Source organism: Janthinobacterium sp. PAMC25594, from assembly GCF_019443505.1.
Taxonomy (GTDB): domain Bacteria; phylum Pseudomonadota; class Gammaproteobacteria; order Burkholderiales; family Burkholderiaceae_D; genus Janthinobacterium.
Genome location: NZ_CP080377.1, coordinates 2092601 through 2115373 on the forward strand (window position 1 = coordinate 2092601; position 22773 = coordinate 2115373).

A 22773-nucleotide genomic window follows, 5' to 3' on the forward strand; every position below is an offset into this window, starting at 1 on the left:
GATAGGGGTCGAGTTCAATCTGCCGGAAGCCGATTTTTAGGCCATTGTTTAAAGCTCTGTATCCCCTTTCATCGCCGCATCATTTTTCCTCTCTTACAATACCGGTCCGACCACCGGGACAAGCACCCTGGCAGGATATGCCATAGGCACTAAGGCATATGCTTTTTGAAAAATATAAATAGTAATGATTCTCATTTATAGTATAGTGCGTGCAGTTTTCTTCTTGTAACCTTGCGCCTATTTCATCGATGCCAACCTTACACCCCACTCCAGTCCCAGCCCACCGTCCCCTCGCCGCTCGCCTGATTCTTGCTGGCCTGCTCCTTGCCAGCGTTTCACCGTGCGCATTGGCGCAAACGCTTGCCAGCACGCAGAATCCGCTCGCCACCGTGGTCGTCACCGGCCAGGCCGAAGCTGATGCGGGCGGACAGATCGCCAAGAGTGCGCGGGCCGGAATGCTGGGCGAAAAAGACTTGCTCGATACGCCCTTCAGCGTCAACAGCTACACCAACCAGCGCATGCTGGACCAGCAGGCGTTGACCCTGGCCGAGGTGCTGGGCGGCGACCCGTCCACCCGCTTCACGGGCCAGATCGGCGGCGTCACGGATTCCTTTTTCATTCGCGGCTTTCCTCTCAACGAGGGCAATTTGAGCGAAGTGGCGTTTGACGGCGTGTATGGCGTCTCGCCAAATTACCACCTGTTTACGGAATACCTGCAGAGCGTCGAGGTGCTCAAGGGGCCCGCCGCCTTGCTGTATGGCATGTCGCCAAATGGCGGCGTGGGCGGCGTCGTCAATGCCGTGCCGAAACGCTCGCTGCCGCGCGACCTGACGCGCATGACTGTCGATTACGGCTCAAGCGCACAGCTGGGTGCGGCCATCGACGTCAGCCGCCGTTTCGGCGAAGAGCGGCGTTTCGGCATCCGCTTCAATGGCTTACACCGCCAAGGCAAGACGCCGCTCGACCATCAGAGCTCGCGCGCGGAAGTGGCGGCCATCGCCCTCGATTACCGGGGAGAGCGGCTGCGCGCCTCGCTCGATGTGATCGAGCAATACCAGTGGATCGACGCACCCACGCGCCCCTTCCTCGTCGCCGCGCGCCTGCCGGTGCCGGAAGCGCCCGACGGGGGGCGCAATATCGCCCAGTCCTGGGGCTGGTGGAAATCCAATGACATGGCCACCTTGGGCAAGGTCGAATACGATGTGAACGATAACCTTACCGTCTTCGCCGACGTGGGCGGCACGCGCTCCGATGTATCGCGCTATTCGGACCAGACGCCAACCATTACCAGCGCGGCGGGCGACATCGCAGTCACGCCCATGAACTGGAAATTCCGCGTGCGGCGCGCTAGCGGCGACGCGGGCGTGCGCACGCGCTTTCGCACGGGCGGCGTCGAGCATGCGCTGGTCGTGATGGGCAATGTCTACCGCGACGAGTTTGGCAGCGTGAGTAATACCGGCAAGCTCATCACCTCGAACATCTACCATCCCGAGGCCGTGCCAGACCCCGGCATTCCCGCTCCGGCCCGCGCGCCTAAGCTGTCCGCCTCGACCCTCTCCAGCCTGGCCCTGGCCGACACGCTGGACATGCTGGACCGGCGCGTCCAGCTGACCCTGGGCGTGCGCCGCCAGCTGGTCGAATCGAAGAACTACCACGCCGCCAGCGGCGCCCTCACCACGCGTTACAAGCAAGGCGCGCTGACGCCGCTGGCCGGCATCGTGGTCAAGCCGCTGCGCCACGTGTCGCTGTACGCGAACTATATCGAAGGCTTGAGCAAGGGCGATATCGCGCCGAACATCGCCAACAACGCGGGCCAGGTCTTCGCGCCCTACAAGAGCAAGCAGTATGAAGTGGGCACGAAGGCCGATTTCGGCGTGGTGCTGGCGACCCTGGCCGTATTCCAGGTGAGCAAACCCAGCGGCCAGCTGTATGGCAAGGTGTACAGCATGGATAGCGAACAGCGCAACCGGGGCCTGGAGCTGAACCTGTCCGGCGCTGCCAGCAAGGCCGTGCGCCTGCTCGCCGGCGTGACCCTGCTAGACGGGCGCCTCATCAAAACCAACAGCGCCGCCACCATGGGCAAACGCCCCGTGGGCGTGCCCACGTCCATGGCCAACCTGGGCGGAGAATGGGATTTACCGTACTGGCCGGGCCTGACGGCCACGGGCGCCGTCAGCTACACCAGCAAGCAGTATGTTGACCAGACGAACCTGCAATCGGTGCCGTCGTGGACCAAGGTCGACCTGGGCCTGCGCTACCGCACGGCCATCGCCGGCAAAGCGACGACCCTGCGCGGCGGCCTGATGAACGCCTTCAATCGCCACTACTGGGCCGGCGTGGCCTCGTATGGCACGATCTCGCAATCGGCGCCCCGCACGGTGCAGCTTTCTGCGGCGGTTGATTTCTAATTACACGCTTGGCGCGATGGGCAATGGCGCCGGCAATGGGCCCGCACCATGCGCTTCATGGACTGGGGGGAGCGTTACACCGGGGAGGCGATATTTTTCCTGAGCAGCGATTTGACGCTATCCTGCACCTCGGATGGCGGAAACTCCGTGAACGCTGCGGAAAATTCCCCCAGCGCTCTCTCTTGCTGAGACGATAGAGACAAACTTATTAATACACGGCCTCCAGTTTGGGCACCTGCCGCTCAAAACCGACGATGTTTTGCAGTTGTACGTCAGATGGGCAAGATGCCAGCTGCTCCCCATGGATGCCACTGCCGATCAACTGTCCAGATTTCAACATGTAAATACGATCGAAGTTCACGATGGATGCTAGGTGGTGCGTGATGATAATCAGCTTGCGTGATCGGAACTTCGTCATCAGGTTCTCAAAAATATCGCGTTCGCCATGAACATCAAGCGCGCTGGTCGCTTCGTCCAGGATCAGGACCTCAAGCTCATCCAGGATGGCACGGGCCTGGGCAATGCGTTAACGCTGGCAACTCGACAGGTTGATGCCACCCTCGCTGATCAGCGTCTGATAGCCTTGCGGCAAGTTTTTCACAAATTCCGGCGCGCCAACGCACGTCGCCGCCTCCCGAGTCTGATCCATCATTGCTCATGGGGCTTTGAGCGCAATGTTTTCCGCAACGCTGCAATTCATCAGGCGCGACTATTGCAACACCAGGCTGACGCGCCGCCTGAGCAGCGTCGGGTCGATCAGGCGGGTAATGTTCCCAACTTCCGTTCGATCTCACACACATAGCTGCGAATAGAAATATCAAGTGCGGCAAGACTTGCTCCAATGGTAATTTTTGGTGAGATTTCCACACTGCAATTTAGCTAAAATGCATGAGCGTGAAACCTTCGCATTGTTGGCAGTGACATACCACATTCGATCACCAAAATAAGGAGTGCATATGCGAACTATCTATAGCTTTAGAACGCAGAGTGGGACGGCACGAATCATCTACGACTCGGGAAACCACAGGTTTCATGCGGTCTTTGGTGACGAAAGCCTTGGTAGCTACCACGCCCCTGAACAGGCCGCAGAGGATCTTGCTGGCGGCCATACGCTCAGCCACTCATCAGGCATCGATCTTTCAGCACTAGGGATACCCGAAGAACTTGGAGAGTGGCAGCGCGCAATCTGAGCAAGTACATTTTCGGCAATCGCCTTCGCTAAATAAGCCGCGCTACCCAGGCTTAATCGGAGACGGATGGCAGTGACCGCGAATGGCCCATGCTGTGTAAAAACGCAGTTTTGTGTAAACGGATGCCTGAATCGCCACGAGTCTGCTAGGTGTTTAGAATTGGGTGATCATATTCCTATTCGCAGCTTGCCCTACTTCAAAGCCAGGCGCCTGTTGAGTACACTGTTGATTCCTGTCACCTCACCGCCAGCGCCATGACCCAAGCCCTTCACAGCCGAGCCCGCACCACCCACCTGATCCGGGAAGAAATCCGCAACTCGACACTGCCCCAACGGGAGCTTGCCGAGCGCTATAACGTGAGCCGCCTGACGATCCGTAAATGGCAGAACCGCGACAGCGCCGAGGACCGTTCGCACCGGCCCCACACCATGCATACGACGCTGACGCCAGCGCAGGAACTGGTCGTCATCGCGCTACGCACCACCTTGCTTTTGCCCACCGACGACTTGCTGGCGGTGGCGCGTGAGTTCGTCAACCCGGCGCTTTCGCGTGGCGCCCTGGGCCGCTGCTTGCGGCGCCATGGTGTCTCCAGTTTGCTTAAAATGGCCGCACTCGAAGACGACAAACCGGTTACCAAAAAGTCGTTCAAGGACTACGAGCCGGGCTTTTTACATATGGATATCAAGTACTTACCGCAGATGCTCGATGAAACCGAACGCCGTTACCTGTTCGTCGCCATTGACCGCGCCACACGCTGGGTCTTCATGGAAATCTATGCCAACCAGTCCGACAGCAGCAGTACCGACTTCCTGCTCAAACTGAAAAATGCTTGCCCGATCACCATCGTCAAACTACTCACTGACAACGGCAGCCAGTTCACCGACCGTTTTACCAGCAAGAAAAAAGACCCTGTCAGCGGCGACCGTATCCCGAGCGGCAAGCATGTCTTTGACGTGCTGTGCAAGCAATTGGTGATCGAACATCGATTGATTCCGCCGCGTCACCCGCAAACCAACGGCATGGTCGAACGCTTCAATGGCCGTATCAGCGAGGTCGTCAACCAGACTCGTTTCGGCTCCCGGGCCGAACTGGAATCGACGCTGCGCAATTACCTGAAAATCTACAACCACAACATTCCCCAGCGCGCCTTGGATAACGCAACACCGATTCAGGCGATGAAGAAATGGCAGGAGAAAAAGCCGGAATTATTCGTTAAACGCGTATATAACCAGGCCGGTCTTGACAGCTAGGCACAGATCAAGTCTGAGCTAGTCTGTTGATTTGCACCAAAAACTGACCCACTTAGCCGCATAATTTGCATCGAAAATTGACCCACGTTTAGCACACAATCCTACTTATCTGAATGAGTAGGGGATCGGAGTGATTGACGTGGCGTTACTAGGAATTATTAGGCGCTGGCATCTTCGCGACCAAGTCTCATTGAGGGAAATCGCCAAGCGCCTCGGCATTTTGCGCAACACCGTCCGGCGCTACCTACGCTCGGAGATAACCGAGCCCGCCTATCCGGAGCGCCAATCGGCCAGCGCCATCGGCTATACGCTTTTCACCTCGCAGGCTGGCTCAAGACCGAGGCGGCCAAATCACCCAAGCAACGACGCAGCCTAAAACAGCTTCACGAGGACCTAACGGAATTGAGATCAAGGGGTCTTACGACCGAGTGGCGGCGTTCGCCTGGCAATGGAGGGAGGGTCACAAACAGCGTGGGGCAATTCGGCACACAAAAGAACATCCATCTTGCCATTTGAGAAGACAACCTATTGATTTAAGTCAAATTCTTGTTAATCTTAGACCAAGATCAGCATCTAGGTGAGAGACTGCATTTGATAGATGGAGTCCATGCCATGCACGAGAACAATATGCACCTACTAAACGGTTATACTTTTTTCATCACCACCGCCCGCCTAGTGGATGGGCGCTATCGAGGACGGATTTGGGTTTCGCAGCGAGGTGACAACGGAGTTGTCCTTGAGCCAGCAGTATTTATCGAGACACCAGGGGCGCTAAAATCAATTCAGGCGACAAAAATCGAGGCTTCAGCCTATGCTCAAGAGCTGATACAGAGCCGCGCACTTGGTACATTCCTGGATGCGCTGATGGAAGACACTGCCAAACACTATTCGTACTGAGCAACCAAATCCAGATGCAAGGATTGCTATCACCTATCATGATCCGCGAGCGCTCCCGCACCCCTGTCAAATTTGGAAAGAAAAGTTGTCAAAGAAAGGCCGGGAGACTTTCCGTCGTCACGCGCCCCTGGCAAGAGTGCGCATAACAAACCTGATTTCTCCCTGATTCTTTTGCCTTGTACAATGCTTTGTCAGCGGCCTCGACCAGCTCAATAGGCTGATTTTCTAAATGAATCGGAGAAAACGCCTCCACACCGATACTTACCGTCACAACTCCAAGTGGATTTCCAGTATGTGCAATCCCCATCGATTGAACAGCACCACGGATGCTCTCGGCAACTGCCAATGCACCGGCGAGATCGGTTTCTGGCAGTAAAACGACCATTTCCTCACCGCCATAGCGGGCCGCCAAATCTCCTGGTCTACGCATCGAATAGGCTACCACCTTGCCAATTTTTCTCAAGCACTCGTCTCCGGCCACATGACCATAAATATCGTTGTATTGCTTAAAAAAATCAACGTCGATCATAATTAACCCTAGCGGGTTTTCCCCACGCTGCGCACGATTAAACTCATCCATTAACGATTCGTCAAAATGACGTCGATTCGCCAGTCCGGTCAGTCCATCCTGGTTAGCAAGCCGGGACAACGTTTCATTAATCAGTTCTAGCTCAATGCCAGCCAGCACTAGTTTTTGTTCAATTCTTGATCGCAGATTTATTTGTTTCGCTATACGATAACCAAGGTAGGAGATGAGCAACACCAGCCCCCCCCCCAACTAAAAACTGAATGTAAACATCACTGCGCCAACTCTCCAATACTTCATCTTCTGATAATGCAGCAGAGACGGCCAAAGGATATTCCTCCACCCTTCTGTAGCTATTAATACGTGTAACGCCATCCAATTTTGACTTTATCGATGCCGTACCTACCGGCCCCTTTGAAAAATAATCCTTAAATAATGGAAACTGCGATATGTCCTGCCCAAGCATTTTTTCATCAAATGGCCTTCTTAATAAAAGTATTCCATTCCCATTTGCAATGAAAATTGCCCCCTGCTTCCCTATAGAAAATCGGTCATAAAATAATCTAAAGTAATCCATATTAATGGTCGCAAGAACAATCCCTGCAAAACGTCCATCGGGGAAGTTGATACGACGCGACACAGTAATAATCCAGTCACCTGTCGATTTACTTCGCACTGGAGGGCCAACGAAAGGGGCACGGTCGCTGTTATTTTTGTGGTACTTAAAATACTCTCTATCGGAATTATTCAAATTCTTCAGCAACACTTTCTGAGAATTGACCAGCCAGCTACCATCTTGTGCATAGACGAAAACACCTTGCAACTGGGGTAATTCACCTACACGCAAAACCAACAGGTTATGAATACGGGACAGTTCAAGGTCTGAAACTCCATCTTTTTCTATACGCTCCACCAAGCCAACCAATGCAGTATCAGTCTCTTTGATCGTGTCATAGGCATGCTGGGCTACCGACTGCGCCAAATTGGCACTTGCCTGAGCGGCCTCGCGTAGCTGCACTTCTCTTGCACGCCATGCCATCCATACCTGCGTTGCAAGAAGTGACATGCAAACCACGACAACAAATGTGATCGCCAGCGGCAGCAAGGAAAAGCGTGTGAAGCCCGAGCCCATCAGACGAGCTGGCAGGCTATTTGAATCAGCCATGGAACAACTCCCAGTTTTACGTGGGTAAGAGTGTGCGCCAAATAGCGCTCCAAATACTCACGCATCGTAACAAATAAGATGTATAAAAGTTAAAAACAACACTACCACGTCGCAAGCATAAGCAGATGTCGAACGGTGCACATTTCTGCGTAACTTGAGCTACAGAGGCGGTTCGGCAACAAAAGAGATGGGCATTCGGCGCACCAGTCCAATATGGCAAAAAAGTGCGTCAAATCGCACGCCCCCTCTTCGCCCCGCCGCGCCAGTCCTCATGCGCCTTCGGCCATGGCGCAAATTTGAGTCAAAAGAGTCCAATATAGCGGGCAGGTGTGGAGGGGGGGCACCTGCGCGCGCCGGGCCGAAATAGGCTTTTTTCTTGCTCCAAGAGCAACATCATTCGTCGGGACGTGAAAAAGCCGCCTCATGGGCGGCTTGTGCGGTGGCTGGGGCGCTCTGGCGCGGCTGGGCTGTTTGCGGCCCCGCCATGCCGGTTATCGCAGCGTGGCGGTCATCCTGGGCGGCCGGCGCGGATCATCGCCGCCTGTTCCTTGTCGTAGTCGTCGCAGAAGTCCACATCGCAAAACAGCAGCGCGGGCGCCAGCGCCTCGTCGCAGTAATGGCAACGGCCATGCGCCACCAAGGCGGGCCGGCCACGCACGGCGGCCAAGCCGCACGCCACCTCGGCAAAGATGATCTTGTCGGTGTTGTCGATGTGATCGCTCATTGCGCGCTCTCCTTGCCCAGGCCCAAGTCATACGGGGCGAACCTCACCACGTCCACACCAGCCCACTCGTTGATCGCTTCAAACTGTACCTGCAGCGGCACCAGCTCATTGCGCGCGAAGACGCACGCGGCCGGTTCGACGGCGCCGAAACCGCCGGCATTGTTCGGCAGGATGCTCATCAGCTGGGGCGGCACGCGGTGCGCGGCCAGCTGGTCATCGCACGTGACGCTCTTGATGTTGAAAAACTCGTCCTTAGCGGCCACGTCCGACACCGGCAGAATCTGGATGCCGTCCTTCTTGCCGTTCGGCGCGTACATGAACAGGTTGCGGAAGTTGCCCGGCCCCTTGCTGTCGCGCATGGCCTGGTGCAAGTTGTCCACGCCCTGGGTGTTGGCGTCAGCATCCGTCATGTAAAACACGAAGCCGGCGTGCGAGCCGTTCTTGTAATACTTGCGGCGAAACAAGGTCGCCGCCTCGTTAAGCCAGGCCGATTGCAAGGCGTTCAGGTACTGCGGCACGCCATACAGCTCTTGGTTGACGTCCGGTTCCATCAGGTGGAACACGCGGTCCTTGTCGAACTGGTGCACGGCCTGGTAGCCGTTCACAAAATAATAGGTATCCAGGTCGACGCCGCGCCGCATGTACTTGGCCAGCGCATGCTGGTACGTGATGGCTATCCTGCCAGCTTAAACAGGCTCACCAGTTGCTGCAGTTGCTGTGCCTGGTCCCGCATGGCCTGCGCGGCGGCGGCGGCCTGCTCCACCAACGCCGCATTCTGTTGTGTCACGTCATCCATGCTAATGATGGCCTGGTTAACCTGCGCAATGCCCTGGCTCTGTTCCTTCGTGGCGGTACTGATTTCCAGCATCAATGTGGTCACCCTGCCGATGCTGTCGACCACGTGGCGCATAGCCTCCCCCGCGTCTCCTGCCAGTTCGCCTCCATACCGCACCTGGGTGCCCGAGGCGCCGATCAGATCCTTGATTTCCCTGGCTGCACTGGCCGACCGCTGTGCCAGGCTGCGCACCTCACCGGCCACCACGGCAAAGCCGCGCCCCTGCTCACCCGCGCGCGCCGCTTCGACGGCTGCGTTCAGGGCTAGGATATTCGTCTGGAATGCGATGGCATCGATGACGCCAGTGATCTCCGCGATCTTCGCCGACGACAGGCGAATGGCATCCATGGTATCGACCATGCGCGCAACCACCGTGCCGCCCTGCCGAGCCAATTTGCAGGCTTCTTCCGCCAGTGTGCTGGCCAGCTGGGCATTGCCAGCATTCTGGCTGACGGTGCCCGTCAATTCCTCCATCGAGGCGGCCGTCTGCTCCAGTGAACTCGCCTGCGCTTCCGTGCGCGCCGACAGGTCCAGGTTGCCCCTGGCGATTTCCTGTGACGCCGTGGCGATCGTCGAGGCATTGCCGTGAAGCTGGTGTACCGTGCCGGCGAGATCCTGCTGCATGCGCGCGATGCTGTGCAACAAGCTGCTGCTATCGCCAACGCGCAGCGCCACCGGCGTGGACAGGTCGCGTCCTGCGATGCGCCGCGTCACTTCGCCCGCATAGGCCGGTTCGCCGCCGAGGGCGCCGAGCACGCTGCGAATCACCTGCCAGCCCAGCGCCGAAATCACTGCCAGCGCGGCCAGGAAAAACCACAGCGATTGCAGTGCCGCCTGCCAGAACGCATTGTCGATATCGTCACTAAAGAAGCCTGTGCCGATCCACCAGCCCCATGGCTTGAAGGCGATGATGCCGTTGAGCTTTGCCACCAGCTGACCCTCGCGCTTGCTTTTCACGGACACCAGGCCGACCTCATCGCGGGCAAGTGCCTCCACATAGGCCTGCGAATCGGGTTGGCCATCCATCGTCTCCCCCTCGGCGATCACCCCGATATTCCTGGGATTCGGATGCACCAGGTTCAAACCATTGGGCAGCCGTGCCCAGTAATAGCTCTTGCCGTCGTTATTGAGCTGGGTCAGCGCTTCTTTTGCGGCTGCCTGGGCTTGCTCCCGCGTCAGGCGGCCGGCCAGCTCCTGCGCATGGTAGTGCGCGGCCAGGTGCTCTCCCATCTTGAGCATATTGATGATCTGGGCTTCGCGGTCATGCAGCATGGCATTGTGCAGCGTACGCAAGCTGGAGCCACCTAGCATGGCCATGGCCAGCAGTGCGGCGCCAACGAGTAACAGCAGGCGTTGCGAGACTTTCATTGGGCGTTCCTTGTTGTGCGCAAACGCGGGCAATCGCCTACGACAGGCGTGCCTGTCCCTGCCCGCCGTTGTGAGGGGCGGGCGCAGGGCGGAGCAGCGGCGTTCTAGCGCTTGGGTTTGACGGCGAGATGCGGAATGAAATACTCAGGCCGCAGTTTGCGGGTAATTTCCAGCATCGGCAGCACATGATCGAGATGGCTGCGCATGGCGGCGACGGCATGCTGCGGATTGCCCGAGGCCACAGCCTCGACCACGCCCGCGTGTTCGGCCATGACGTCGCTCATGCGCCCTTCCAATGGCAAAGTCAGCTGGCGATAGCGGTCCATCTGCGTTTTCGCCTGCAGGATCATGGGCCAGACGCCGGGATAGCCGGATAGCTCGGCCAGGGCCGCGTGAAAATTCTCATCGGTACGGTGAAATCCCCGGATGTCGTTGCGTTCGATACACTCGGCCTGGGCCGCCAGGATCGCGCGCAGACAGGCGATGCCTTCCGGCGTCGCCCTTTCGGTGGCCTTTTCGATGATGGCCGTTTCCAGGGCACAGCGCACAAGCATGGCTTCCTCCAGCGAGTCGAGCGGAATGCGCGCGACAAACGTACCCACGCGTGGCAGCACTTCGATCAGGCCCTCTTCGGCCAGGCGTTGTACTGCCTCATGGACGGGCGTGCGGCTGGTGCCCAGTTCATCGGCCAGATCCTTCTCGACAATGCGGGTGCCGGGCAGCATGCTCATGTCGACGATACGCTGGCGCAGCAGTCCATAGATGCGGCGGGCGGCACTGACACCGGTTTCGCCATCGGCGAGCGTAAAAGGAGACGTCGAATTCATAGACTGAGTGTAGATACGGCAAAGTTAGGCAGGAAAAACAGTGTATTCGATGATACCGCGTCTGCGTTCATCCGGCAGGCATTTCCGTGCGTGCGATGATGGCGCCGCGCTGGCCAATGACTCGGGCGGCCAGGCGGTGTCCAGCACGCGCCGCCGCTACCGGCGGCTGGCCCGCCAGGCGTGCCGCCACATAGGCCGCGCCGAACGAGTCGCCGGCCGCCGTGGTGTCGACCACCTGCGCTACCGACTCGGCAGCCACTTCCTGCACCGTATCCTGGTAGCTGACGATGCACGGCTGGGCTCCCTGCTTGAGTACGATTTCAGCCACCCCCAGCGCGCGCGTGCGCGCCAGGACCTGGGCCACATCGGCCGGCCCATACAGGGCGTCTTCATCCTCGAGCGTCAGCAGCGCTAGGGAGGACAAGCTCAGCACGCGATGGTAGAGGGAAGCGGCGGCATCGGCGCTTTCCCACAGACGCGGGCGATAGTTATTATCGAAGATGATCTGGCCGCCTTGTGCATGACACTGCGCCAGGGTGGCCAGCAGTAGTTCGCGGTCTGCCGGCGCCAGGATGGCCAGGCTGATGCCGGACAGATAAACGTGGCGGGCATTGGCAAGCTGCTGCAAGATGGCAGACGCCTTCGGCCCGCGCATCCAATGACGCGCGGCCGAATCGCTGCGCCAGTAATGAAACTTCCGTTCGCCGTGCGCATCCGTCTCGATCAGATACATTCCGGGCAGCTTGTCGCCCAGCCGCTGTACGTAGCGCGTATCGATGCCCTCTTCCTGCCAGCTGGCGCACATGTCGTCGGACAGGCCATCGACGCCAAGCGCCGTCACGTACGCCACCGCATGCCGGCGCGGATCAGCCAGGCGCGCCAGATACAACGCAGCATTCAGCGTATCGCCGCCAAAGCGGTAGGCCATGGCCTGCACCCCGGCCGCGCGCTGCAACTCGATCATGCATTCGCCGATGACGAAAACGGTTTGTTGTGCTTGCATTGCGATAATCTCCCAATTTTTCATCAATTCAAAGCGGCGCCGCGCCAGCCATCTTTCTGGATGCCAGCGCGGCGCGGTGCTACTCGAGCAGGTGCTGCAGGCTTATTTCTTGTCCCAGGTCGAGCCAAACAAGTTCGACTGGCCGATGGCAGGGAAATCAACGAATGCCTTACTGCAATCGACCACTTTATCGACGTCCACTGCCTGCGTGGCCGTGCCGCTGACCGTCACGCGTTCAGCGGCATTGGCGAAGATTGGCAGGTTGGTGCCCTTGATCGTCAGGTTTGCATCCGACGACGTCATCGTCGTGCCGTTCGGCGAATCCGTCACCACGTTATTCAACGACATCACTAGAGGATACTGCGGATTGTCGAAACCGCCCGTATTGGCCTTGAAGCCCTGCAGCTTGATGGCCGTATTGCCCAGGATCCGCACATTATCGAGGGTAATGTCATGGAAGTTCGGATATTGCGGACCAGCCGTCGGCAGCGCCTTGGTGCTGTAGTAGGTGGTAAACAGCAGCGCGTTCAAGGCATCGCGGATACAGATATTGCGGTAGTGGACATTGCTCACTTCGCCGCCGCGTGCGTAGTCCGACTTGATGCGCAAGCCTTCTTCCGAGTGCGTGAACGAATTGTCGTACACCTCGACGTTGGTCACGCCCGCATTCGTTTCACTGCCGACCGAAATGCCATGCCCCCAATAAATGTGGTTATGCGCGATCACGATACCGTGCTTGCGGTCCGAACGCACATCGCGCTTGCCGTCGATGGCGAAAAGGCCAGATCCGGGCGGCGATGGATTTGCACTACCTTTCAGGGCCACGTCATCGTCACCTGTGCTGACAAAATTGTAGGCAAAGACGAAGTTCTTCAGGTAGCCGTCAAACGACATGGCGCCCGTCGACGTGGTCTTGCTGCCCGTGGCCAGCTTACCCGAGATGGCCTTGCCGGCAGCGCCCGGATCGAACGCATCGGTATTTTTAACGTTGTCCGCGTTATAGGTATCGCCGTTGTACAGCGGGTTGCCGTTGCCGGCCGGATTGGCGAAGGCCGCAAGGGTCGGCGTTTGCACTTTTACGCCCCACACCGTCAAGCCATCGACGCCGCTCGGCACGACGTGGAAGTTGGCGCTGTTATTGAGCGAGATGCGGTACAGGGTCAGGTTTTTCGCGTAGTTGAACACCATCATGCGGAAGTTCGACTGCGAACCCGTGCCAGTCACGCCGTTCTGCACCATGTTGCCCAGGAAGGCCAGGTCCCACCAGCTCATGTTGCGTGCCGACGATTTCGAGTCCACGACGGTGCCGCCGTTATCGCACGACACGCCGTCAAGAGCCTGCTTTCCCGTGGCATACATGGCGTAAGTGTTCGAGCAGGTCATGTCGACCTTCATCAACGGATACAACTTGTTGGTGGTGATGATTTCCGCATACGCGCGGCTGTCGATCGAGCCATCGCCCATGACTGCCGAGTTGACCAGATTGTTACCGTTGATCAGCGCCGAGCAGTTGCCCGAGCTGCCGGCCTTGGTCGAGCTGACAGCCGTGTTGCCACAGTACGGACCGGCCGGATTCGGCGAATACGTGGTCACGTCGCGCGAGGCGTACAGGGTCACTCCCTTGTCGATCCACAGGGTCACGCCCGATGGCAGGGTTAACGGACCGCTGATGAAGCCATCACCCACGCCCGAGCCGTTGACAACCAGGCGCACGGCGAACTTGCTGCCGCGGTATTCCGGTTTGGCCAGTTCCTCACCCGTGACGCCGGCGATATTCACGTTCTTGACGTTGGCGGTCTTTTGCGCGGCCGTGGCGGCGGCGTCCGCGGCGGCGATCTTCGCGCCCACCTCGGCATCGACCGCGGCACCACAAGCATCCAGTGCAGCCTGAATGCGGGCCTGATCGGGATTGGCGGTGGCCGTGGTGACGGCGACGCCCACACCCGCTTTCGACGGATCGGCCTCCGGCGGCAGCGAGCCGTCCGGACGGCGCACCAGGTTCGGCGATGCTTCGAGCGTGGCGCACACTTGCGTGTCTTTCGGCAGGGTCGGTTCGGCCGGCAGGTCCGGATCGAACGCCGTGGTGCCGACCTGGAACACGCTGCCCGGGCTATAGCTGGTAGCGTTTTCGCCTTTGGTGTCGCCACCGCCGCCACAAGCGGCCAGCATGACGGCCAGCGGCAGGGCGACGCATGCCTGCGTCCAGCCTGTGTTGAGTTGTTTGATACCTGACTTCATGAATGTATCTCCTGATGGAAGCGCGCTCTGAGGCGCGCTGTATGCCGGCTTGCGCCGGCTTCTTTTTGAAAACAAGGTTTAAAAGCGGGCGATCAGGCCGATGCCGAAGGCGCGTGGCGAATTCCCGGGCGCCAGGAAGGCATCGTCCGTACCCGCCTTGTTGCTGTGCAGCGGCGACTGGCCCAAGTTGACGTTTTGCTGCGACTTGTTGTTGATGCGCGTGAAGTACACATAGGGCATGAACTGTTCGTCGATCTTGTAGGTCGCGCCCAGCGATACTTGCGTGGCGCCGAAGTCGTCGGGGCGGCCAAAGGTGGTGTTGTCGAGCTTGCCCAGCTTGCCGGCGGCCAGCATCACCGTGGTGTCGTAGCCCACTTCCTGCGTGAGCGACGCCATTACCGAGCGCTGCTTCATGCTGCCCGTTTGCAGGGCCGTGTAGATATTGCCCGGCGTCGGCAGCGACTGCAGCGCGTAGCCGTAGCTGCCCGACTCAAAGCCCAGGCCGACCGAGGTTTTGGTCGGGAATTTGTAGGTCGCCAGCACCTTGTAGAACGAGGTGCTCACGCCGCTCACCGAGGTATTGCGCATGCCGAAACCCTTCGACAGGTTTTCCACGTCCACGCCCGTGTTTTGCTGGCGGTCGTAGCCGGCGCCAATCGAGAACGCGCCGATGCTATATTTGGCGGCCAGCGAATAGCGCGCGCGGTCGTCGCCGGTATCGCGTACTTCATCGAAGCCGTAGGAAGCACCGGCCTGGAAACCGTTCCATTGCGGCGTCAGGTAGTGCGCCGAATTCTTGTAACGCGCTTCGCCGCGGCCGAACAGGCTGTCGGCATTGCCGCTCAGCTGAGCCGAGGTGTTGTTCCACACGTCCAGACCCTGCACCGTCAGACCCAGGTTGCCGCCCAGCGCGCCGCCCGAACCGACCAGGCTGCGGTAGACGGAATCGTTATTGCCGATCACGAAGCGGCCGAAGCGCTTGCTCTCGATACCGACGAAGGTATTGCGCGATTCGATGGTCGACGATTTACCCTGGCCATTGATGCCGCCTTCGTCAAAGTTGTTCAGGCTGCCTTCGATCTGCCACAGGCCGCGCACGTCGCCCTTGATGCCGATCGAGCCGGCAAAGCCGATGCGCGAATTGCCGTCCGAGACGCGGCCACGGCTGCCGTAGGGAGTGGGGCCGCCTTCGGCTTTCACCGATTCGATCTCGCCGTTCAGGAAACCGTAGATGCGGGTTTCGACATGGCGATTTTCCAGGATGCCCTCAGCCAGCGCGCTGCCGGACAAGGCCGCCAGGATCGCCGCCGCCAGGACTCGGCGGGTGCAACGGTTGTTCAGTGGTGTCATGTGCTTCTCCTCTTCTCGCGCCTTGATTGGCGCATATGTATAAACATCAAAAAAAAACAGCTCCCCGCCGCACCGCGTGGTGCAGAAAACAGCGGGGGGAAACAGGGAGTGCCGGTCGTCAGGTGCTGAAGGCTGGTTTACCCAGCGATACGGCTGGCGCCATCTTTTCGCGTATCAGCATGCACACCACGACGGCGGCCACCAGATCGAATATGGCCAGCAGCATGAACAGGGGGCTGTAGCCGACCAGGGTCACCAGCACGCCGAACACCAGCGTGAAAATGGTGGCGCCCAGGTAGCCGGACATGCCGGCCAGTCCTGTAGCGGTGGCCACTTCGTTCTTGCCGAAAACGTCGGAGGTGATCGAGTACAGCGCGCCCGATAAAGTCTGGTGAGCGAAGCCACCCACGCACAGCAGGGCGATGGCCGCATACGGACTGGCCACCAGGCCGATACAGGCTGGGCCGATCATGCAGACGGCACCGACGATGACCACTAGCTTGCGCGAGGTGAACAGCGATACCTTCCAGTATTTGTGGAACCACGGGCTCAGGTAGCCGCCCAACACGCAGCCGATGTCGGCGGCCAAGAACGGCAGCCAGGCGAACATGGCGATTTCCTTGATGTTCATGTGGCGCTCGGTGGCCATGTACAAAGGGATCCAGGCATTGAAAGTTTGCCAGGCCGGCTCCGACAGGAAGCGTGGGATGGCGATGGCCCAGAAATTACGGCTGCGCACGATCTGGTGCCAGCGCGCCTTCGGCGCCACCCCGTTGCCAGACGCGTCGCTCTGCTCCTGGCCTTCCAGGATGAAGTCGCGCTCCTTGTCGGTCAACAGCTTCTGGTCGCGCGGATGCTTGTAGAAGGCCAGCCACAGTCCCGTCCAGACGATGCCGATGGCGCCGACGATAACGAAGGACATCTGCCAGCTGCCGTGCAGGATGGTCCACACCACCAGCGGCGGTGCGCAGAGGGCGCCGATCGAGGACCCGATATTGAACCAGCCAATGGCGATCGAGCGCTCCTTGGCCGGGAACCACTCGGTGGTAGCCTTCACGCCAGCGGGAATGCCAGCCGCCTCGGTCAGGCCCAGCATGCCGCGGAACAGCGCCATGCTTTGCCAGCCCGTGGCCATCGCCGCACAGGCGCAGGCCACCGACCAGGCCAGCGCAAAGACTGCGAAGCCAAGCTTGGTGCCGATGGCGTCGATCACATAGCCGGCGATGGGCTGCATCAGCGCATAGCAGACCTGCCACGCCACCACGATGTACGAATACTCCTGCGTGGTGATATTGAGTTCACTCATCATCGTTGGCGCCGCCACCGACAAGGTATTGCGTGCCAGGTAATTGACGATCAGTCCGGCCGTGACCAGACCGACCATCCACCAGCGCATGCCGCGTATTTTAGTCATGTTGTCTCCCTCTATCCATCCAAGGCGGCGCCGTTGCGCCGCCACTTTTTGGGCCGTTCAGCCCTCCTGGGGAAGTGCCTTCGGCCTCGGTTTTTATGGGTGCTGCTGTGTTGCGGTATTGCTGTTGCGGTCCAGTTTTTCTGTTTTACAGTGCCTGCAAGGCGCCGCGCATACCCTGCGACGCGATATCTTGCAAGGCCGTGGCCACGGCTTTCGCCAGGCCCGGCACCGCGTTCAAGTCACGGCTCCACACGTTTTCCTGCGCCAGCCAGTCCTGCGCCAGTTGCTGCAAGCTCAGGCGGCCGGCATCGACATTGGCCCAGTTCTGCCTGAACCACGTCAGGCTGGCTGCATCGTCGGACAAGGCGACGACGTCGCCGCGGTACAGCAGCATGGTGGCGGCCAGCGCCAGCACCAGGCGTTGCGGCAGTCGTCCATGCAACTCCACGTAGCGCAGCAACTGCGGCGCGATGCGAGCGGCGAACTTGCTCCAGCTGTTGAGGGCGATGGACGCCAAGCGGTGCTGTATGTAAGGGTTGCGGAAGCGCAGCAGCACGTCGCGCGCAAACTGCTGCAATTCATCCTGCGGAAGTGGCAAGGCCGGAATAATTTCCTGCGCCAGGGTGTCAGCCAGATAGCCGCCCACTTGCGCGTCGTTGACGGCCTCGCCCACGGTTTCCAGGCCAGCTAACAGGGCCACGGGCACCAGCGCCGTATGGCCGCCGTTGAGGATGCCCACCTTGCGCTTCTTGTAGGGAGTGATGTCGTCGACCAGCAAGATATTCAGGTTCGCGCCCGCCAGCTTCAATTCATCGGCCAGCGATGCGGGGCCTTCGATGACGAACAGGTAGTAGTATTCGGCGGCCACCATGAACTGGTCGCGATAGCCGAGTTCCGCCTCGATGGCGGCGGCGTCCTGCGGATAGCCGGTGACGATACGGTCGACCAGGGTCGAGCAAAAGACGCAGGCGTTGTCGAGCCAGTCGGCAAAGCCCGCGTCGAGCTGCCACAGGCGGGCGAAGTGCAGCACGGCCGCCTTCAAAGCCGGGCCATTCTGTTCGATCAGTTCGCACGGCAACAGCACCACGCCTTTTGTACGGTCGCCCTCAAAATACGCGTAGCGGTCGAACAGCAGGCGTGCCAGCTTGGCGGGAAAACTCGATGGCGGCGCGGCGTCAAACGCATCGCTGTCGTTGGTGACGATGCCCGCCTCGGTAGTGTTCGAAACGATAAAGCGCAGTTCGGGCAGGCTGGCCAGCACCAGGTAGTCGCCATACATGCTGGCCGGGTTGATTTCGCGCTGCACGCAAGAGATGGTGCGGCAGGTGCTGACGGGCTGGCCCGCTTCATCGAGGCCGCGCACGACGGTGGTAAACAAGCCATCCTGCACGTCGAGCAGGGGCGAGCCGCTGCCGCCACGCGGACGCACCACCACCACGCCCGCGTTCAAGCCGCTGCGTTCGTTGAGCAGGTCGACCTGCCAGTCAAAAAACCCGCGCATGAAATTGCCCTGGCCGAATTGCAGGATCTTAATCGGCAGGTCGAACGGTGTACTGCGGCGCAATGCTTGCATGGGAATGTCGTTCACAGTGAAATGTCGCGTTTCCAGAAGATGAAGTCGTATTGCTGCAGGCGGTCGGCCTTGGCCTGGTACTGGCCGCCGGCGGTCGCCACCACCATGTCGAATAGGCCGTTGGCTACGTCCGGCAATGGCGTGCCGTCGATGACGGGGCCGCAGTCGTAGTCGATCAGGTCCGACAGCTTTTTCGCCACCCGCGTATTGCTGGAAATCTTCAGCACCGGCACGATCGGATTGCCCGTCGGCGTGCCCAGACCCGTGGAAAACAGCACTACATTGGCGCCTGAGGCCACGATGCCCGTCACCGATTCGACATCGCCACCCGGCGTGCACAGCAGAGACAAACCTGGTTTCGGACTTTGCTCGCCGTAGTCGAGTACAGAGACGATGGGCGAGGTACCACCTTTCTTTGCCGCGCCAGCCGATTTCATCGCGTCCGTGATCAAGCCGTCACGGATGTTGCCGGGGCTGGGGTTATCGGCGAAATGCGTGCCGACCGCTTCGGCACGCGCCTCGAAGTCGCGCATCAGGCCGAGGAAACGGCGCTTGTCGTCGTCGTTTTCGCAACGCTCGATCAGGTTGGCCTCGACGCCGCACAGTTCAGGGAATTCGGCCAGGATGGACGAACCGCCCACGGCCACTACCATGTCCGACACCAAACCCATGGCAGGGTTGGCGGAAATGCCAGAAAAACCGTCCGAACCGCCGCACTTGACGCCGATTTTCAGGTGCGACAGCGGCACCGGCTGGCGCCGCACCTTGTTCGCTTCCCTCAATTGCGCCAGGGTATCCGTCAGCACGGCCTTCATCATGGCGTCTTCGCTATCCCATTTCTGCTGCTCGTAGATCAGGCAGGGCTTGTCGAAATGCGGGTTCTGTTTGGCCAGCGCTTCCTGGAACATGGCGATCTGCGCGTTCTGGCAGCCCAGGCTGAAGACCGTAATACCCGCCACGTTCGGATGGTCGGCGTAAGCCGATAAAATCTTGCACAGCGAGCGTGCATCGGCACGCGTGCCACCGCAGCCGCCGTTGTGCGTGATGATGCGCACGCCGTCCAGGTTCGGGAAGGGACGCACGACAGGTTTCGGCGCCTCCATGTCTTCGCCCAGCAAGGACAGGGTGAATGAAGCCAGGTCGTTGCGCGTATAGCCGAGTGGCGCTTCGAGCGCATTGCGCAGGTGTTCGACGTTGCGGTTTTCGCAGAAGACCAGAGGGAAGATCAGCCAGTAATTGGCCGTCCCAACCCTGCCGTCGGCGCGTACCACGCCAGAAAAGGTGGCGCCTTCGAGACGCGCTACGTCGGGCGGCGTCCAGGTGTAGGGCGCTTGCGGTTCCAGCTCCACTTCGGCCGCGTAATGGTGCAGGTTTTCCGTGGTGACGGCTTCGCCGCGGCGGATATCCACCGTGGCCTTGCCGACGGGGACGCCGTACAGGCGCAGGATATCGCCGGTAGCGAAGGCGCGGCGGGCCAGCTTGTGCTTGGTTTTTACGGCGCTGCTGATGAGGATGGACTCGCCTTCCCAGTTCACCACTTCCCCAGCGGCGAGGTCTGACAAGGCGACCAGCATGTCGTCGTCGGGATGGATGCACAATACTTTTTGCATGACAGCTCCTGGCGGCGGCTTAGAGTTGGAAATACTTCTGGGCGTTTTCGTAGCAGATGCCACGCACGATGGTGGCCAGCGCCTCGAAATCATTCGGGTATTCCCCGCCGTGCACCCATTCGCCGATCTGGCGGCATACCAGCCGGCGGAAGTAGTCGTGGCGCGGATAGGACGCGAAACTGCGCGAATCGGTCACCATGCCGACGAACACGCCCAGCACGCTGTGATTGCCGAAGCCGACCAGTTGCTGCAGATTGCCTTCCTTGTGGTCGTTGAACCACCAGGCCGGGCCGAACTGCAGCTTGCCTGCCACCGTGCCGTCCTGGAAGTTACCCACCATGGTCGACAACACTTCATTCATGTTCGGGTTCAGGCAGAACAGCATGGTCTTCGGCAGGCGGTCGTCCAGGTCCAGCGCGTTGAGCAGCGATGCCAGACCCGCGCTGCAGCTCATGTCGGAGATCGAGTCGTAACCCGTGTCCGGTCCCAGCAAGCCGCGCATGCGGTCGTTGTTGTTGCGCTGCGCGCCGATGTGCAGGCACATGGTCCAGCCATAGTTCGCATACACGCGGCCGATCGCCTCTAACAGACCGCGCAGGTACAGGCCGTTTTCCACGTCGCTGAGCAAGGTGCCTTGCAGACGCTTGGCGAACAGCGCTTCGAGTTCCTCGGCGCTGGCCGCCTGCACGGGCAAGGTCACGTCGACGGCGTGGTCCGAGATGCGCGCACCGCGCGAGTGGAAGAATTCCACGCGCACGGCCAGCGCGGCGATCAGCGAGGCAAACGAGGTGACGGGAACATCGGCCACTGCGCTCAGGCGCTGCAGGTACTCGGGGAAGCGCGGCTGGTTGATGCGCATGGCCTTGTCCGGACGGTAGGCGGGCAGGACGCGCGTCTTCAGGCCGGAGGCGGCGATTTCAGCATGCTGCAGCAGGTCGTCGGCCGGATCGTCGGTGGTGCAGGCGATTTCCACGCCCGCCTGTTCCAGCAGCGACCAGGTATCCATCGTTGCTAGCATATCGTTGGCCTGTTCCCAGATCGCGTCCGCATTGGCTTCGTTGATCAGCAAGTCGATATTGAAGATGCGGCGCAGTTCCAGGTGGCTCCAGTGGTGGATTGGATTGCCGATGGCCAGTGGCAGCACCTTGCAAAAAGCACGGAATTTTTCCTGGTCCGAGCGCTCTCCCGTGATGAATTCCTCGGCTACGCCGGCCGTGCGCATCAAGCGCCATTTGTAGTGGTCGCCAGCCAGCCACAGCTCGGCGATGTTGCGGAATGTTTTGCGGCTGGCGATCTCGCCCTGCTGCAAATGCGAGTGGTAATCGATGATGGGCAGGTCGGCCGCCACTTCGTGGTAAAGCTTGCGCGCTGTTTGAGTGGTGAGAAGAAAATCCTGATTCATGAACTCGGTCATCGTAGCTATCTCCTTGCTGCGCGCGATGGGTCTCGCGCTATGTTTTGTCGTGGCACCAAACTGGCGCACTCTGATATATCAGAATAGTAAATGTAATATATCAGTAAACGCAAGCGTAAATATCAAGAAGCACAAGTGGAAGGGCAGGAAACAACAGGTTGGAATTTGTGGGAATCGTCGAGGAGTTCGATGAGTGGCACGTCATGTAGATGGAAATTCTTACTGATAACGACCGTCAGGGGACGAAACGCCATAGAGTTGACTTCCCGCACCATGGCAGCATCTCGCACATCGCTGATGCGCAGCACGAGGAAGCGAGAACGCTCCACTCCTCAGGGCAGTTGGCCAGAATCGAATTTGAGTGTTTGCGAAATCAGGAAGGTGTGCAGTCCGCTGCCGCCAATCAAGACCCGGGCCAATTCAAAAAAAAATACGTCACAGTGCTGGTAGCGCATCGAGAATAAGCGTCCATTTGTTCTGTAAGCGTCTTCCTGTTCGTTTGCTCGCAGAATTGACCCACTCTTGTTAAGTTGCACTGAAAATTAACCCACTTTCCCCACGAATTTGCAACGGAATCTGACCCACGTTAGTAGCACAATTCCACCTGTCTTATCGGCAGGAGATCGGAGTAATCAACGTGGCTCTACTCGGTATCATTCGACGCTGGCACCTTCGTGACCAGATCCCAATACGAGAAATCGCCAGGCGACTGGATATTTCACGCAATACCGTCCGGCGCTATCTGCGCTCGGAAACCACTGAGCCCTCCTATGCGGAGCGGCGATCAGTTAGCGGATTAGACAAATACTCGGTGCAGCTACTCGGTCAAGTAGATCCAGTGCTCCAGATGTATCCCCAGCGACGACTGACTTCCCCTACCACCACGGCCGTTCGGCAAACTCCCACCCGTATAGTCCGGCGAATCTCCTGCCCTCGATATTACATTTTGGAAAGGTAAGTTGAATTGTTACAAAGTGTAAG

At 59.3% G+C, this 22773-nt stretch carries 20 protein-coding genes and 2 pseudogenes; 8 read left to right on the plus strand and 14 right to left on the minus strand.

All coding sequences use genetic code 11. The features are described 5' to 3' along the window. The first annotated feature begins 248 nt into the window (after nt 1-248). On the plus strand, nt 249-2408 hold the full coding sequence (locus tag KY494_RS09295; RefSeq protein WP_219890725.1) for a TonB-dependent siderophore receptor: 2160 nt from the start codon (nt 249-251) through the stop codon (nt 2406-2408). 208 nt (nt 2409-2616) lie between these two features. Here KY494_RS09295 and KY494_RS09300 read toward each other — a convergent pair whose 3' ends face one another. Then, on the minus strand, nt 2617-2826 hold the full coding sequence (locus tag KY494_RS09300; RefSeq protein ID WP_219890726.1) for a hypothetical protein: 210 nt from the start codon (nt 2824-2826) through the stop codon (nt 2617-2619). Between the two features lie 27 nt (nt 2827-2853). On the opposite strand from KY494_RS09300, the gene KY494_RS09305 reads away from it, so the two are divergent. The 5 genes and pseudogenes from KY494_RS09305 (at nt 2854) to KY494_RS09320 (ending at nt 5745) form a co-directional block, all read left to right on the plus strand. Then, nucleotides 2854-3210 (plus strand): hypothetical protein, encoded by a 357-nt coding sequence (locus tag KY494_RS09305; protein ID WP_219890727.1) that lies wholly within the window; start codon nt 2854-2856, stop codon nt 3208-3210. A gap of 154 nt (nt 3211-3364) precedes the next feature. Next, complete coding sequence (locus KY494_RS09310) at nt 3365-3598, plus strand: hypothetical protein (RefSeq protein ID WP_219890728.1); 234 nt, start codon at nt 3365-3367, stop codon at nt 3596-3598. Nucleotides 3599-3852: 254 nt separating this feature from the next. Next, nucleotides 3853-4848, plus strand: a complete 996-nt coding sequence (locus KY494_RS09315; RefSeq protein WP_219890729.1) for an IS481 family transposase — start codon at nt 3853-3855, stop codon at nt 4846-4848. 130 nt (nt 4849-4978) lie between these two features. After that, nucleotides 4979-5318, plus strand: a pseudogene (locus KY494_RS30130) (IS21 family transposase); the annotation flags it as partial. A gap of 142 nt (nt 5319-5460) precedes the next feature. Next, nucleotides 5461-5745: a hypothetical protein gene (locus KY494_RS09320; RefSeq protein WP_219890730.1), complete on the plus strand. Its 285-nt coding sequence runs from the start codon at nt 5461-5463 to the stop codon at nt 5743-5745. Between the two features lie 88 nt (nt 5746-5833). Here the strand turns inward: KY494_RS09320 and KY494_RS30005 are convergent, their stop codons facing one another. The 13 genes and pseudogenes from KY494_RS30005 to uxaC form a co-directional block, all read right to left on the minus strand. Further along, on the minus strand, nt 5834-6508 hold the full coding sequence (locus KY494_RS30005; protein WP_308836425.1) for a diguanylate cyclase: 675 nt from the start codon (nt 6506-6508) through the stop codon (nt 5834-5836). Continuing rightward, nucleotides 6444-7436: a cache domain-containing protein gene (locus tag KY494_RS30010; protein WP_308836426.1), complete on the minus strand. Its 993-nt coding sequence runs from the start codon at nt 7434-7436 to the stop codon at nt 6444-6446. Before KY494_RS30010 ends, KY494_RS30005 begins: the two co-directional genes overlap by 65 nt. A gap of 508 nt (nt 7437-7944) precedes the next feature. Beyond that, nucleotides 7945-8160, minus strand: coding sequence for a hypothetical protein (locus KY494_RS09330; RefSeq protein WP_219890731.1), 216 nt, complete (start codon nt 8158-8160; stop codon nt 7945-7947). After that, nucleotides 8157-8819, minus strand: a pseudogene (locus tag KY494_RS09335) (phage portal protein); the annotation flags it as partial. The gene KY494_RS09330 and the pseudogene KY494_RS09335, both read right to left, overlap by 4 nt. 14 nt (nt 8820-8833) lie before the next feature. Continuing rightward, nucleotides 8834-10363 carry a methyl-accepting chemotaxis protein gene (locus KY494_RS09340; protein ID WP_219890733.1) on the minus strand — a complete coding sequence of 510 codons (1530 nt, stop codon included), beginning with the start codon at nt 10361-10363 and terminating at the stop codon, nt 8834-8836. A 104-nt stretch (nt 10364-10467) separates the two neighbouring features. After that, nucleotides 10468-11190: a GntR family transcriptional regulator gene (locus tag KY494_RS09345; RefSeq protein WP_219890734.1), complete on the minus strand. Its 723-nt coding sequence runs from the start codon at nt 11188-11190 to the stop codon at nt 10468-10470. Between the two features lie 67 nt (nt 11191-11257). Further along, nucleotides 11258-12193, minus strand: a complete 936-nt coding sequence (locus KY494_RS09350) for a sugar kinase (RefSeq protein WP_219890735.1) — start codon at nt 12191-12193, stop codon at nt 11258-11260. Between the two features lie 102 nt (nt 12194-12295). Continuing rightward, entirely contained in the window at nt 12296-14362 is a 2067-nt protein-coding gene (locus KY494_RS09355; RefSeq protein WP_258194921.1) for a glycoside hydrolase family 28 protein, read from the minus strand. Between the two features lie 147 nt (nt 14363-14509). Continuing rightward, a complete protein-coding gene (locus KY494_RS09360; protein WP_219890737.1) occupies nt 14510-15781 on the minus strand; it encodes a porin in 1272 nt (423 codons plus the stop codon). Between the two features lie 118 nt (nt 15782-15899). Beyond that, nucleotides 15900-17195, minus strand: a complete 1296-nt coding sequence (locus KY494_RS09365; protein WP_219890738.1) for an MFS transporter — start codon at nt 17193-17195, stop codon at nt 15900-15902. Between the two features lie 145 nt (nt 17196-17340). Next, nucleotides 17341-18768 carry a tagaturonate reductase gene (locus KY494_RS09370; RefSeq protein WP_219890739.1) on the minus strand — a complete coding sequence of 476 codons (1428 nt, stop codon included), beginning with the start codon at nt 18766-18768 and terminating at the stop codon, nt 17341-17343. 11 nt (nt 18769-18779) lie between these two features. Then, nucleotides 18780-20378 (minus strand): UxaA family hydrolase, encoded by a 1599-nt coding sequence (locus KY494_RS09375; RefSeq protein ID WP_219890740.1) that lies wholly within the window; start codon nt 20376-20378, stop codon nt 18780-18782. A gap of 19 nt (nt 20379-20397) precedes the next feature. Continuing rightward, on the minus strand, nt 20398-21792 hold the full coding sequence (gene uxaC / locus KY494_RS09380; RefSeq protein ID WP_219890741.1) for a glucuronate isomerase: 1395 nt from the start codon (nt 21790-21792) through the stop codon (nt 20398-20400). A gap of 209 nt (nt 21793-22001) precedes the next feature. Here uxaC and KY494_RS09385 point away from each other — a divergent pair, with 209 nt between their 5' ends. Both KY494_RS09385 and KY494_RS30135 read left to right on the plus strand, forming a co-directional pair. Continuing rightward, a complete protein-coding gene (locus KY494_RS09385) occupies nt 22002-22256 on the plus strand; it encodes a hypothetical protein (protein ID WP_219890742.1) in 255 nt (84 codons plus the stop codon). A gap of 173 nt (nt 22257-22429) precedes the next feature. Further along, nucleotides 22430-22750, plus strand: a complete 321-nt coding sequence (locus KY494_RS30135) for a helix-turn-helix domain-containing protein (RefSeq protein WP_375143469.1) — start codon at nt 22430-22432, stop codon at nt 22748-22750. Nucleotides 22751-22773: the final 23 nt, after the last annotated feature.

Coding starts and splice junctions, on each gene's coding strand:
- KY494_RS09295 (WP_219890725.1), top strand. CDS start 249: ATGCCAACCTTACACCCCACTCCAGTCCCAGCCCACCGTCCCCTCGCC.
- KY494_RS09300 (WP_219890726.1), bottom strand. CDS start 2,826: ATGACGAAGTTCCGATCACGCAAGCTGATTATCATCACGCACCACCTA.
- KY494_RS09305 (WP_219890727.1), top strand. CDS start 2,854: ATGAACATCAAGCGCGCTGGTCGCTTCGTCCAGGATCAGGACCTCAAG.
- KY494_RS09310 (WP_219890728.1), top strand. CDS start 3,365: ATGCGAACTATCTATAGCTTTAGAACGCAGAGTGGGACGGCACGAATC.
- KY494_RS09315 (WP_219890729.1), top strand. CDS start 3,853: ATGACCCAAGCCCTTCACAGCCGAGCCCGCACCACCCACCTGATCCGG.
- KY494_RS09320 (WP_219890730.1), top strand. CDS start 5,461: ATGCACGAGAACAATATGCACCTACTAAACGGTTATACTTTTTTCATC.
- KY494_RS30010 (WP_308836426.1), bottom strand. CDS start 7,436: ATGGCTGATTCAAATAGCCTGCCAGCTCGTCTGATGGGCTCGGGCTTC.
- KY494_RS09330 (WP_219890731.1), bottom strand. CDS start 8,160: ATGAGCGATCACATCGACAACACCGACAAGATCATCTTTGCCGAGGTG.
- KY494_RS09340 (WP_219890733.1), bottom strand. CDS start 10,363: ATGAAAGTCTCGCAACGCCTGCTGTTACTCGTTGGCGCCGCACTGCTG.
- KY494_RS09345 (WP_219890734.1), bottom strand. CDS start 11,190: ATGAATTCGACGTCTCCTTTTACGCTCGCCGATGGCGAAACCGGTGTC.
- KY494_RS09350 (WP_219890735.1), bottom strand. CDS start 12,193: ATGCAAGCACAACAAACCGTTTTCGTCATCGGCGAATGCATGATCGAG.
- KY494_RS09355 (WP_258194921.1), bottom strand. CDS start 14,362: ATGCTGGCCGCTTGTGGCGGCGGTGGCGACACCAAAGGCGAAAACGCT.
- KY494_RS09360 (WP_219890737.1), bottom strand. CDS start 15,781: ATGACACCACTGAACAACCGTTGCACCCGCCGAGTCCTGGCGGCGGCG.
- KY494_RS09365 (WP_219890738.1), bottom strand. CDS start 17,195: ATGACTAAAATACGCGGCATGCGCTGGTGGATGGTCGGTCTGGTCACG.
- KY494_RS09370 (WP_219890739.1), bottom strand. CDS start 18,768: ATGCAAGCATTGCGCCGCAGTACACCGTTCGACCTGCCGATTAAGATC.
- KY494_RS09375 (WP_219890740.1), bottom strand. CDS start 20,378: ATGCAAAAAGTATTGTGCATCCATCCCGACGACGACATGCTGGTCGCC.
- uxaC (WP_219890741.1), bottom strand. CDS start 21,792: ATGACCGAGTTCATGAATCAGGATTTTCTTCTCACCACTCAAACAGCG.
- KY494_RS09385 (WP_219890742.1), top strand. CDS start 22,002: ATGGAAATTCTTACTGATAACGACCGTCAGGGGACGAAACGCCATAGA.